This is a genomic window from Streptomyces sp. NPDC006265, from assembly GCF_040613555.1.
Classification (GTDB): domain Bacteria; phylum Actinomycetota; class Actinomycetes; order Streptomycetales; family Streptomycetaceae; genus Streptomyces.
This window is the reverse complement of record NZ_JBEXSH010000177.1, coordinates 1-12,502: the sequence shown is the minus strand read 5'-3', so window position 1 is coordinate 12,502 and position 12,502 is coordinate 1. Positions and strand designations below refer to the sequence as shown.

At 69.5% G+C, this 12,502-nt stretch carries 11 protein-coding genes; 8 read left to right on the top strand and 3 right to left on the bottom strand.

What is annotated here, in order from left to right:
- Window positions 1-343: 343 nt before the first annotated feature.
- Window positions 344-1,030: a GntR family transcriptional regulator gene (locus tag ABZ281_RS16930; protein WP_356656204.1), complete on the bottom strand. Its 687-nt coding sequence runs from the start codon at window positions 1,028-1,030 to the stop codon at window positions 344-346.
- Window positions 1,031-1,641: 611 nt separating this feature from the next.
- On the opposite strand from ABZ281_RS16930, the gene ABZ281_RS16925 reads away from it, so the two are divergent.
- The 8 genes from ABZ281_RS16925 to ABZ281_RS16890 all read left to right on the top strand — a co-directional run bounded on the left by ABZ281_RS16925 (window position 1,642) and on the right by ABZ281_RS16890 (window position 11,172).
- On the top strand, window positions 1,642-2,322 hold the full coding sequence (locus tag ABZ281_RS16925) for a haloacid dehalogenase type II (protein ID WP_356656202.1): 681 nt from the start codon (window positions 1,642-1,644) through the stop codon (window positions 2,320-2,322).
- Between the two features lie 216 nt (window positions 2,323-2,538).
- The gene (locus ABZ281_RS16920; RefSeq protein ID WP_356656200.1) at window positions 2,539-2,763 is read left to right on the top strand and encodes a RidA family protein; all 225 of its coding nucleotides are present in this window, start codon (window positions 2,539-2,541) and stop codon (window positions 2,761-2,763) included.
- Between the two features lie 474 nt (window positions 2,764-3,237).
- Entirely contained in the window at window positions 3,238-4,641 is a 1,404-nt protein-coding gene (locus ABZ281_RS16915) for an FAD-dependent oxidoreductase (protein ID WP_356656198.1), read from the top strand.
- Window positions 4,642-4,659: 18 nt separating this feature from the next.
- Window positions 4,660-5,805 carry an N-methyl-L-tryptophan oxidase gene (gene solA, locus ABZ281_RS16910; RefSeq protein WP_356656196.1) on the top strand — a complete coding sequence of 382 codons (1,146 nt, stop codon included), beginning with the start codon at window positions 4,660-4,662 and terminating at the stop codon, window positions 5,803-5,805.
- Between the two features lie 265 nt (window positions 5,806-6,070).
- Window positions 6,071-6,943, top strand: a complete 873-nt coding sequence (locus ABZ281_RS16905; protein ID WP_356656194.1) for a universal stress protein — start codon at window positions 6,071-6,073, stop codon at window positions 6,941-6,943.
- A 181-nt stretch (window positions 6,944-7,124) separates the two neighbouring features.
- Entirely contained in the window at window positions 7,125-9,860 is a 2,736-nt protein-coding gene (locus ABZ281_RS16900; RefSeq protein WP_356656192.1) for a cation-transporting P-type ATPase, read from the top strand.
- Window positions 9,857-10,516 (top strand): TrkA family potassium uptake protein, encoded by a 660-nt coding sequence (locus ABZ281_RS16895; RefSeq protein ID WP_356656190.1) that lies wholly within the window; start codon window positions 9,857-9,859, stop codon window positions 10,514-10,516. Before ABZ281_RS16900 ends, ABZ281_RS16895 begins: the two co-directional genes overlap by 4 nt.
- Entirely contained in the window at window positions 10,513-11,172 is a 660-nt protein-coding gene (locus tag ABZ281_RS16890) for a TrkA family potassium uptake protein (RefSeq protein ID WP_356656188.1), read from the top strand. Before ABZ281_RS16895 ends, ABZ281_RS16890 begins: the two co-directional genes overlap by 4 nt.
- Window positions 11,173-11,247: 75 nt before the next feature.
- On the opposite strand, the gene ABZ281_RS16885 is transcribed toward ABZ281_RS16890, so the two are convergent.
- The gene (locus ABZ281_RS16885; protein WP_356656206.1) at window positions 11,248-12,135 is read right to left on the bottom strand and encodes a universal stress protein; all 888 of its coding nucleotides are present in this window, start codon (window positions 12,133-12,135) and stop codon (window positions 11,248-11,250) included.
- A gap of 149 nt (window positions 12,136-12,284) precedes the next feature.
- Window positions 12,285-12,502, bottom strand: a 218-nt coding sequence (locus ABZ281_RS16880; protein WP_356656186.1) for a V-type ATP synthase subunit D, incomplete at its 5' end; no start/stop codon positions are given.

Here is a 12,502-nt window from a genome sequence, read left to right as displayed (position 1 = left end):
GCATGCGGGCGGCTCGGACCGCCTGGCGGTCCGTGGGTGTCCGCCCGGCAGACCGGGCACAGATCCCGCCGGGTGGTCGCGGCCTCGTCGATCACGCAGCCCTGTAAGTCTCCGGGCCCAGGCAGGGCGCTCCACTCACGCCGCAGTCGACGTCCTGGACACCCAACGACGGATCCGTCATCGCCCGGCCCCCTACGACATCTTGTCGTCCCGGCGTGCCTCCAGCATGGCGCACCGAGCCGTGGCGACGGCTGAGCCCGGACGCCGTCCTTGACTTTGCGGCATTGGTCTACAACGTCAGGGCGGCGAGCGGGCTTGGACACTTCACGCAGGTGCCATGGCCTCATACATGCCGGGGCGCGCGTTCCCCCGGATCTCCCGTCTGGGCCCTCAGCCCCATGGGGAAATGAGCAGCCAGTTCCTGGCGGAACGCGTCGGTGTCGCCTTCCAGGGCAACCGCGGCCAACCTCTCGTGCTCGACGACCAATTGGTGCGGGTCGTCGCTGTAAGTGCGGTGATCGACGCTGAGGTGGAGGCGCAGTTTGGTCTCCCAGCCGTTCCAGAGACTCTGCAGGACGCCGTGCCCCGAGAGATCGTAGAAGAGCCTGTGGAATCGAAGATGCGCGTCGATGCTGGCCGGGATGTCGTCCTTCTCCATTGCCCGGCGGAGATCCTCGACGGTTTGCAGCAACTGGGGCCGCTCAGGACCGCGTAGTGCGTCGACCGAGAGCTCGGCGGCGTAGGGTTCGACACGTAGCCGGATCGAGTCGATCTCGGCGACCTCAAGAGCGCTCACCTCTACGACGAACGCCCCACGGTAGGGGATCTTTACGACGAGCCCTTCCTCCTCCAGCTTGGTCAGCGCCTCGCGCAGCGGGGACCGGCTGATCCCGAGATCAGCGGCGATGTGCGCCTCGCGCAGCTGGCCACCAGGAGGTACGGTCCCATCGAGGATGGCGGCACGCAGTGTGCGGTAGACGCCGTCCGGCGTCGTCATCCGCTGCTCCTGCCACTCGAACTTGTGGTCCACCCCGTTGCCCTCCCTCGACACTTGTCGACCATTTGGTCGTTTGTCGACTATACCTCCGCTGGTCACAGCTGGTGCCCCATTCGGCTCACAGGCCCAGTGACGTGTCGATGTCTCGGGCTGTGCCGTTTGGTTTGTCAGGCCGGTGCCGGTCCGGCGACGCGGGTGATTGTGGACCCGCAGCAGGGTGCAGCCGGCCAAGGGGAGCGCGGCGGTCCACGGCTCGGCGGTGCACAGGATATGCGACGCGGCCCCTTCGCGCTGGCGACGCCGACGGTTCGGACGTCTCCGATCCTGGCGGCCTGCTGATGAGCTGCACCCGGCGCTGGTACACCCTGCCATCGTGGGTCACCGCCGGGCCGGTGATCCGCCACGGCATCCTCCGCAAAGGCATCGAGTCCTCGCAGCGTCTGGGCCGCCGCCGGGTTGTCGAGAGGGCCCCTGTCCTGACTCGCCGGTTGCGGCCCCGGTACCGCCGCCACGAGCGCAAGGCAAGGCAGCCGAACACCTCCTGGCAGTTGTTGACAGCCGTACCCATCTGGTCGACAATCGGCTATCAAGATGGTCGACAATCGACCAAAGTAGGCAGCTCCGCTGAAGCACTAGGAGGACCAGTGGGATTCGATGTCAAGCCCAAGTTCGTGACGTTCGACATGAATGGAACGCTGATCAAGTTCAGCATCAACGACGCGATGCGTGAGGTCCTGGGCGACCGACTGCCGGCCGAGGTCGCCGATGAGTTCCTGCGGATCTGCAAGGCATACCGGATCGACGAGTGCACGGGCGCGTACCAGCCGTTCCACCAGGTCGTCGCTCGCTCCATGGAACGCGCTCTGCACAAGGTCGGTCTCGAGTACCGCGAGGACGAAGCGCAGGCGGTGTACGAGCGCATCCCCACCTGGGGCCCGTACCCCGGTGTCACCGAGGCGCTGAACCGCTTGGCCGAGGAAGTCCCGCTGGTCATCATCACGAACAGCGACACCGCGCACGCCGTGCGCCTCGCGGAGAACCTCAAGGCCCCGTTCGAGGTCGTCATCAGCGCCGAAGAGATGGGTGTCTACAAGCCACGGCTCCGGGCGTTCGAGTATGCGTTCGACAAGCTCCGCGTGACGCCCGACGAGCTCGTGCACGTCTCCGCGAGCCCGATGTATGACCTGCGCTCCGCGGCAATCATGGGCATCAAGAACAAGGTGTACATGGACCGCGGCTTCGAGCACGACGAGCACTGGCTCGGCTACGAGCGGATCACCGACATCGCCGACCTCCCGGTCCTCTTCGGCCTTCCGCGTCCCTGACGCCTGAGCGGACAACTGAGGACTGGAGGTACCCGTCCTCGCCGGCAACGCGTATCTCGTGCACCACCGGGCGGTGTGCTCGGGCATCTAACTCTCGGGCCGACTGCCTTTCAGGGAAGGTGAGCTGCTGGGTCAGGGCGTTCTCGGCCGGGACGTGGCGCTGGAGACGGCGCGGGAGCTCGCCGCCATGCCGCGCTCAACTGCCTCGCCGCCGTTGTGCAGGCGGTGGGCGATCTGGACCGGGTCCGGGTCGTGCAGATGCTGGTCTTCGTGGCCGGCACGCCGGACTTCGGTGAGCAGTCGAACGTCGCCGACGCGGCCGGTGAACTGCTCATCGAGGTGCTGGGCGAGAACGGACGGCACGCCCGCACCTCGATCGGGGTCGCCGGGCTTCCCCTCGACACCCCTGTCGTGATCCAGATGATCTGCACCGCGGTGTAGCGGCGAACCAATGATGAGCAGTGCATCTGTGAACCGGCTCCAACAGGCACTCGACACCCTCGTTGAGCGAATGACACCCCGGGGCCGATCGTGCCGGCCGACGTGACGCAGGACTACATCGACCGTATGCAGGGCTTTGCCGCACCGTCCTCTCCCTCGCATCGTCGGAGTCCTCGTACATCACCGGGGCAGCCCACCCCCGTCGACGGCGGCTACACCGCCTTCTAGTGCCGCGACAGGCAACGTTCGCCCCGTCGCGACGCCCGGCACGCTCCCCCCGAGCTCTCGACTCCGCTCGAGCAGGGGGTACCCCCACTCGCCGCACCGGCCGAAACCCCGAGTACGTCCAGTACGAGGGCTTCCGGCCGGCACGCCGAGAGCACGCACCGGACGCCGCTCCTCAACGGGCAAACGTCGCCTGCCGCGGCACTAGTACCGGCCCACGCAGTTCCCAGAGACAGAAGAAGGACGCACATGAACGCCCTTGCGCCACCACCCCGGAACGGAGAGCTCGGCTTCTGGGTGGCCCAACTGGCCGACAGGAGGCCCTCATTTCCCCGCTTCACCGGTCAGGACTCCGTGGACATGGCCATTGTCGGCGGCGGCTACACCGGCCTGTGGGCGGCGTACTTCGCCAAGAAGCTCGAACCGTCGCTCTCGGTCGCCGTCTTCGAGGCCGAACAGGTGGGCTATGGCGCATCAGGACGCAACGGTGGCTGGCTCTCGGCAATGCCCCCAGGAAACCGTGCCACCTTCGCCCGCGCCGGGGGAGGGCTGGAGGCGAGCCGGGCACTGCAGCAGGAGTTCGGCGCCGGCGTCGACGCGGTCCTGGACATCCTCCGGGCCGAGGGCATCGATGCCGATCAGCACAAGGGTGGCGCGCTCGTCGCCGCCCACACTCAGGCGGGGCTGGGCCGGCTTGTCGCCAGGCGTGATGCCGACCTCAAGTACGGGCTGACCGACGACGAGGTCCGCATGCTCGACCGGGACGAGTTCCGGAGCCGGATCAACATCTCCACCGTCCACGGCGGGCTCTTCTACAAGCACTGCGCGCGGTTCCACCCCGCGAAGCTCGTCTACGGCCTCGCCGAAACCCTGACCTCCATGGGGGTCAGGATCTTCGAGGGCAGCCGAGTGAACAGTGTCGGGGGCAAGACCCTCACCCTGGCCAACGGACGTGTCACCGCGGCCAAGACGTTCATCTGTACCGAAGGCTATTCGGGACAGTTGCTCGGCAGCCGGACCCTGATTCCTGTCAATTCCTCGTTGATCGTGACCAAGCCCCTGCCGGAGGAGGCATGGCAGCAGATCGGCTGGGACGGGCTGCAGTGCCTCAGCGACTCCGCGCACACGTTCATCTATGCCCAGCGGACGTCGGACGGCCGTATCGCCATGGGGGGCCGTGGTGTCCCCTACCGCTTCGGGTCCGACACAGGGGGAGCCGGTGCGACCGCCCAGTCCACCATTGACTTGATCTCGCAGAAGCTCAGTTCCTTCTTCCCGGGCATCCCCTTCGAGGTGGATCACGCCTGGTCGGGAGTCCTGGGCGTCACGCGGGACTGGAACGGCGGCGTGCACTGGGACCAGGCATCGGGGATCGGGTCGTCCACCGGCTACGCGGGACACGGTGTCACGTCGGCCTACGTCGGCGGCAGAACTCTCGTGGAGCTCGCCTTCGAGAAGGAAACCGAACGGACCACCCTTCCCTGGGTCGGCTACCGGGCACGGAAGTGGGAACCAGAACCCATCCGCTGGCTGGGCGTTCATGCCATGTACCGACTCTTCGGTATTGCCGACCAGTGGGAAGAGCGCAGGGGTTCCAGCAAGACCTCACTCCTGGCCAGATTCGGCAGCAGACTCGCCGGACTTCACGAGTAAAGAAAAGAGACTGCTCTCATGGACGCACAACTCGCAGTCATCGGTCTGGGCAGCATCGGAAGCATGGCCCTGTGGCAGGCCTCCCGGCTGTCCGACTCGGTAGTGGGCTTCGAGGCCGCCACCCCCGCCCACGGCCGCAGTGCCGTGGGCGGGGACACCCGTCTGCTCCGCATGATCTACTTCGGGAAGCCCGACTACTACCCCATCATGGAACGCTCCCGCAGCCTCTGGGCCGAGCTCGAAGCGGAAACGGGACAGGAAATCCTCACGATTACCGGGGGCCTGACTATTGGGACGGCGAACAGCAGCTTCATCAACAGCCTCCTCGAGACAGCCCGCATCACCGGAGCCGAGCACGACGTCCTCAGCCGGGAGGAGATAGCGGACCGCTACCCCCAGCACAACCTCCGCCCCGACGACTGCGCCATCTATGACCCCCGCGCCGGCGTTCTGCGCACCGACCGCGCCGTCAGCGCCGCCGTCGCGGCGGCCCAGGCCAACGGCGCCACAGTCCTTCAGAACACACCCGTGGACAGCATCACCGAAACCGGCCACGGCGTGGTCGTCGCCTCGGGCGACAGAACCTGGACGTTCGAGAAGGTCATCGTCGCCTCGGGAGGCTGGTCCCGAAGGCTCATGCCCGACCACCTCAAGGCTGTCACGGAAACCCATCGGATCGTCCTGACCTGGTTCGTCGCCCAGGACGGCACGCAGTTCTCGCCGGAAAGCTTCCCCATCTTCAGCCGGCAGTACGACGATCGCTCCCTGTACGGCGCACCCGCCGTCGACGGCGTGACGGTCAAGGCATCGGTGGACGCACCGCTGAGAGGGCGCGCAAGGGCAACCCCCGACCCGGACTCCGTGCCCAGGGAACTCACCCCGCAAGAAATCGAAAAGGTCACCGAGACTGTCACCGAATTCTTCCCCGGCCTGATCCCCACCATCGTGCGCTCCGACGCCTTCCCCGAACTTTTCACCGAGGACAGGCATCCTCTCCTCGGCCGGCTGGACGAGAACAGTACGGTCTACTGCGCCACCGGATTCTCCGGAAAGGGCTTCAAAATGGCCACCGGCTATGGCCACATCGCCGCACACGAGGCGCTCGGCAAACAGACCATCGAAGGCCTGGACTTCGTGCGTCCGGACCGGTTCAAGACCAGGTAGCCCACCCGCTACCGCCACCTCGGCGCAGTAGCGCCGGCGGCAGACCACTGACCTCGTCGGTGATCTGCAGTCGTATGGCGGACGAGGACTCGGGGCGGCGCCGTATGCTCCTTCCAGCCTTCACCAGCGTGCGACGCCCCGCGTCGTACGGAGCCGGACAGGAGCCGACCGGCCGCGCGAAGCCGCTGCGTGGCGGCACCCGACGGCAGGGGTGAGGCTGGAAGAACAGTGAAGGGCGGGCGGCGGGGAGATCCCTGGAGGTGCCATGACCAGTGCGGACGGGCGTCATCCGATCGTGGTGGGCGTCGACCCGGACCCTTCGAAGCGGTTGGCCCTCGCCTGGGCCGCCGACGAGGCGGATCGACGTCACCTGCCGCTGCGGCTCGTCCACGCCCAGGGTGTGCCGACCGGCGGATACCGGTCGGGGAAGGTGCGGCCGTCCTGGGAGGAGTGGAACCGGGCGCTGCACGGCCTGGGTGACCAGGTGCTCAAGGAGGCGGTCGCCTTCGTCGAGGCCCGGCGGCCGGCGGTGGAGGTGTCGACATTGCTGGCGGAAGGAGAGCCGACGTGGGTCCTGCGCGAGGAGGCCCGGGGCGCCGCCCTGGTCGTGGTGGGCTCCTGGCACCTGAGCAGACGGCGCGAGATGTTCTCCTCCGCCTCCGTGGTGTTCCCGCTCGCCGCCCACGTTCCCTGCCCGGTCGCGGTGGTACCGGAGCCGGAGCACGTCACCCAGCAGCCCGCCTACTTCGTGGTCGGCGTCGACGGCAGCCCGCATTCGGCCGCGGCGGTAGACATGGCGTTCGAGGAAGCGGCCCTGCGTGGAGCGCTCCTGCGGGCCCTGTACGTGTGGCATCCGCCGCTTCTCGGTGTCCTCGATGAGGAAGCCGCGATGCGAGTGTGCCGCCGGGTGCTCTCGGAGACGGTCGCGGGGCGCACCGCGACGCACCCGGACGTGGGGCTGCACCACGAGGTCGTCCGCGGACACCCGGTGCGGGTCCTGACGGAGGCCTCGGAACACGCCCTGGGCCTGGTGGTGGGAACCAGGGGACACGGAGGGTTCACCGGAATGCTTCTGGGCTCTGTCAGCCAGGGCGTACTGCATCACGCCCGCTGCCCTGTCATCACGGTCCCGGCGTGAGGCAGCCAACGGTCCGGGACCTGTCTCCCGGACGTTCCTGTCCGTGCCGGCCGGCCCGCCGCGCGATGAGACGGCGTCGCCGGTCATGAGCGGCGAACGGGCTGGTACGGACCGGCTGGTACCGGGCGGAGGGAGGGACGAGGCGGTCGGTGCCACCTCCGATTCCGGGCCGCGTTCTCCGGTGTCGGAACTCCCCGCGGGTGAGGTCCTCACCGCGCTGGGCACATCACGGCGCGGTCTGCCGACGGCCCAGGCACGGGTCAGGCTGGAGCAGTACGGGACCAACGAACTGCCACGCGCGGGGCGCCGCGCCGTGTGGCGGCAGTTGGGGGCGCAGCTCACGGACCTCTTCGCGGTGGTGCTGATCGTCGCCTCGGGGATCACCTTCCTGGCGTACGCGCTGGAGGAACCGCGCGAGGTGGGCACCCTGCAGCTGGCGGTGGCGATCCTGGGTGTCGTGATGCTGAACGCCGGCATCGGCTTCGCCCAGGAGTACTCGGCCGAACGAACGGCTCAGGCCCTGGAGGCGATGGTGCCCCACACCTGCCGGGTGCTGCGCGACGGCGAACGGCTGGAGGTGCCCGCCCAGGACCTGGTGCCGGGCGACGTGGTGGTGCTGGAGGCCGGGGACGCCGTGTCGGCGGACTGCCGGGTGGTCGAGGCGCACGAGCTGGCGGTGAACAACGCGCCGTTGACCGGGGAGAGCAACGCCGTCGGCCGTCCGGCCGAGCCGGTGGCCGCCGGACCGCCGTTGGAGGCCCGCAACTGCGTGTTCATGGGGACCGATGTCGTCGCCGGATCCGGGCGGGCCGTGGTTTTCGGCACCGGCGCGGCGACCGAGTTCGGGCGGATCTACCGGCTGGCCGCGGCAGCCCCCCGGCAGAAGACCCCGCTGCAGCTCCAGGTGGCCTCCATGGCGCGGCGGGTGGCAGGAGCGGCCCTGGCGATCGGTGCCCTGCTGTTCGCCGTGCGACTGCCTACCGGGGAGTCCACGGTGACCCTGTTCGTGTTCGCACTGGGCGTGATGGTGGCGCTGGTGCCGGAGGGGCTGCCCGCCACGCTGTCGGTGTCGCTGGCGATCGGCGTGCGGCGGATGGCGCGCCGCCATGCGCTGATCAAACAGTTGCTGGCGGTGGAGGCGCTCGGGTCGACGACGGTGGTGTGCACCGACAAGACCGGGACGCTCACCCAGGCGGAGATGACCGTCACCCAGGTGTGGGCGGGAGACGCGCCGCACCCCGTGAGCGGTGTGGGGTACGAGCCGAGCGGCGAGATCGCCGACGCGGCGCCGGTGCGTGAGCTGCTGCGGGTGGCGGGCCTGTGCTGCAACGCCCGGCTTGTTCCACCTACGGGCCCTCGGGAGCACTGGCGGGTGCTCGGCGACACCACGGAGGGAGCGCTGCTCGTCGTCGCGGCCAAGGCCGGTGTGGATCCGGGCGCGGAGGAGTCGGCGGCGCCGCGGGTGACCGAATTCCCCTTCGACTCCGACCGCAAGCTGATGACCACGGTGCACAAGACCGGCGCGGGTTACCAGGCGTGTGTCAAGGGAGCGCCCGGAGAGCTGCTGGCGCGGTGCACCGACGTGGAGTGGGACGGGCGGCGCGGGCTCCTGACCGGGGCGGAGCGGCTGGCGGTCGTCGCGACGAGTGACGCACTGGCGTCGCAGGGGCTGCGAGTGCTGGCCGTCGCGCGGCGGGCGCTGGACGGGCCCCGCCCGGCGCAGGAGGAGGCCGAGTCTGCGCTGACCCTGCTGGGCTTGGTCGGCATGCTGGACCCACCGCGCCCGGAGGTCACCGACGCGGTTGCCGCCTGCCGCCGGGCCGGCATCCGGGTCGTCATGGTCACCGGCGACCACCCGCTGACAGGGGAGGCCGTGGCCCGCCGGGTGGGGATCGTGCGGCGGCCGGATCCGGTCGTGGTGACGGGCGCCCGGCTCGACGCGATGGACGACGAGGCGCTCGACTCGCTGCTCACCGAGCCGTCCGAGCTGCTGCTGTGCCGGGTCAGTCCGGAGCACAAGATGCGCGTGGTCACCGCCTTCCAGCGGCGTGGCGAGGTGGTGGCGGTCACCGGGGACGGAGCGAACGACGCCCCGGCGCTCAAGCACGCGGACATCGGCGTGGCGATGGGGGCCTCAGGCACCGATGTGGCCCGGGAGGCGGCCTCGATGGTGCTGCTGGACGACTCGTTCGCGTCCATCGCCACGGCGGTGTGGCTCGGCAGGTCCGTCTACCAGAACATCCGCAAGTTCTTGATCTACGTCTTCAGCAGCAACATCGGCGAACTCGGCCCGATCCTGGCGGCGACGTTCGCCGGATTTCCACTGGTGCCTATCAGTGCGGTGCAGATCCTGGCGATCGACCTGGGCTCGGACGTCATGCCCGCCCTGGCGCTGGGCGCGGAACGGCCCGAGCCGGACGTGATGGACCGCCCGCCGCGCTCCCGGCGCGAGCGGCTGTTCTCGACGGCGGTGGTGGCGCGCATCCTGTTCCTGGGCGGCATCCAGGCGCTCGGCGTGTGCGCCGTGTTCTTCTGGCACATCCACTCCTCCGGTATCCCGTTCGACGACTTCACCGAGGACCACCCCGTCTACCGGGAGGCCGTGACCTTGGCCCAGGGCGGGATCGTGCTCAGCCAGTTCTTCGTCTCCCTCGCGGTGCGCACCGATCGCCAGAGCATTGTGAAAGCAGGCCTGCTGTCCAATCCGGCCCTGCTGGCGGCAGGCGGCTTCGGTGTCGCCGTCATGGCCGCGATCAGCTACCTGCCGCCCCTGCAGGCCGTCTTCAACACCGCTCCGCTCGATGCCGCCGACTGGGCGGTCCTGGCCGGGCTCGGCACCCTGCCCCTGCTCGCGGACGAAGCCCGCAAGGCGTGGCTGCGTCGCCGCGCCACCCGCCCGGAAGGAGCCCCACGGTGAAGGTGATCGTCGTCGGATGCGGACGGGTGGGCGCCACCCTCGCCGGTCTGCTCGCCTTGGAAGGGCACGATGTGCAGGTTGTAGACCGGCGTCCCCGAGCGGCCCGGCGGCTGCCCGACAGCCCGCGTATCCGCTTCCACGAGGGCAACGGCTACAGCCGCGCGGTGCTCCAGACGGCCGGGATCGAGCACGCGGACGCCTTCGTCGCCGTCACCTCGGGCGACAGCAGCAACATCGTCAGCGCGCGCACGGCGAAGGAGACCTACCGAGTACCGATCGTCCTCGCCCGCGTCTACGATCCCCGGCGTGCCGACATCTACCGCGAACTCGGCATCCCCGCCATCGCCAGCGTCCGCTGGACCGTGCACCAGATTCACCAGATGCTGCTGCACCGCCATCTGAGCCCCGAACTCAGCTTCGGCAATGGAGAGACCCTGCTCATCCGCTCCGAGCTGCCGGACTATCTCATCGGGCGGCGGCTGACCGAGTTCGACGTCGACGGCGAGATCCGCGTCGTCGAGGTCACCCGTGCGGGTCGCTCCCTCATCCCGGCGCACAGCACGTCCGCGCGGGCCGGCGACCTGGTCACCTTCGCCGTCGCCGCCACCGCGCTCGGCAGGCTGCGCGGCTTTCTCGACAAGGAGCTGGGGACATGAACGTGCTCATCGCCGGCGCCGGACGCCTCGGCACACAGATCGCCCAGGTGCTGTCCGCGGCCCGCAACGAGGTCACGCTGATCGACAGCGACGACGACCGCGTGGCCGCACTTCAGGACCGCCTCCCGGGCGTGCTGCTGGTCGCCGGGGACGCGTGCGAACCGACCCGCCTGGAACACGCCGGTGCGCTTACCGCCGACCTGGTCCTCGCCACCACTGGTGATGACGAGGACAACCTCGTCATCGGCCTGCTCGCCAAACGGCAGTTCTCTGTACCCCGCGTGGCCGCCCGCGTCAACGACGCCGACAACGCTTGGCTGTTCGACGCACGCTGGGGCATCGACGTCGCCGTACCCACCGCCACGCCGCTGATCTCTCTGATCGAAGAGGCCACCGGGGCCACCGACACGGTCGCCCTGCTGCGGCTCAGCAAGGCGGGCGTCGACGTCATCGAAACGGCCATCACGCCCCAGTCCAGAGCGGTGGGCCAAGCTCTGGGCGAGGTCAGCCTGCCGGAAGGGACGGTGGTCGCAACGATCGTCCGCGACGGACAGCCCACCGTGCCGGATCCGGCGATCCGCCTGCGGGCCGGGGACGAACTCCTGCTCGTTTCCCATTCCGCGACCGAACGGGAGATCCACACCGCGTTCCAGTGAACCGTCCCGGTGCCGGGCACGCCAGGCTGCCCGCCGGCGGGGCGAGGCCGGGTGCCGGACCGAGCGACAGGCGCCTCAGTGACGCTCTCCCGCTCCACGCACCACCGCGACCGGACTATGCGCGTGATGCAGCAGGGCCTGGCTGACGGAGCCCAGAAGCAACCCGGCGAAACCACCGCGCCCCCGCGCACCGACCACCACCAGCTGAGCGGAGCGGCTCGCCTCGATCAACGCCTCCCGCGTCCCGCCGTGCACCACTCTGTGATCCACCGCGACACCGGGGTAGCGCTCCTGACGGCCGGCGACCGCCTCGGCCAGTAACCGCTCCTCCTCCTCGGCCAGCGCTCCCGGCGGGTTCGCGTACGGCATCGACGGATCCTGCGGGGCGGGCATCGGCGCGTTCCACGTGGTCCAGGTGTGCAGCGCCACCAGCGGTGCGTTCCGCAGGGAGGCTTCTGCGAACGCGAAGTCCACGGCCTTCTGTCCTGCGGCCGAGCCGTCGATGCCCAGCACGATCGGACCGTCGGTGTGCGGCTGCTCGCGCACGACCAGCACCGGACAGCGGCCGTGTGCCGCCAGATGCACCGCTGTCGACCCCACCAGCAGCCCGACGAACGCGCCCATGCCCCGGGATCCGACCACCACCAGCGCCGCGGCGCGCGACTGCGCCTCCAGAACGGTCAACGGCTCACCGCTCAGGACGACATGACTGACATCGACCTCCGGCCACACCGTCCGCGCCCGTTCGACCGCCTCGGCCACCATGCGATCGACCATGTTCTGCAGCCCGCTCTCCGGCGGTCCCAGCGGTGGCGACCCGAAGGGCACGTGCGTCGCGGGCCAGACGAACGCATGCACCACCCGCAGCCCCGCCCCGCGCAACCGCGCCTCCCGCGCGGCAGCCTCCACTGCGGCAAGACTCGACGCCGAACCGTCCACGCCCACGACAACGAGACCAGTCACCATGCCTCCCTCGCACCTGACGCCGTCACTCTCACGTCCAGGTTCGCCCCCATCACGCTCCGCCGCCCCGGGGACGAGTGGCCACTGGGGGGCACCCCACGGTGTGGGAGAAGACCCGGCCGGCTTCGCCGACGACCTCGTCGGGCAGCTCACGACCGACGCCGAGCAGCCCACCGCCGCCGGACGCTGTCCTCGTGCTCGGCCTGTTCCAAGGCGAGGTCGCTCCGGTCCAGGGCCTCCCGCAGGCGGGGGATCCAGTGGCGCCGCAGGGCGCGGACCCGGTGCCGGGTGCTGCTGACCTCCGCGCCCAGGTACTCGTCGATGTCCCCCGGCAGCGGGGCCGTGGACGCGTACGTCACGGCGGGCG

Coding starts and splice junctions, on each gene's coding strand:
- ABZ281_RS16915 (WP_356656198.1), top strand. CDS start 3,238: ATGAACGCCCTTGCGCCACCACCCCGGAACGGAGAGCTCGGCTTCTGG.
- solA (WP_356656196.1), top strand. CDS start 4,660: ATGGACGCACAACTCGCAGTCATCGGTCTGGGCAGCATCGGAAGCATG.
- ABZ281_RS16905 (WP_356656194.1), top strand. CDS start 6,071: ATGACCAGTGCGGACGGGCGTCATCCGATCGTGGTGGGCGTCGACCCG.
- ABZ281_RS16890 (WP_356656188.1), top strand. CDS start 10,513: ATGAACGTGCTCATCGCCGGCGCCGGACGCCTCGGCACACAGATCGCC.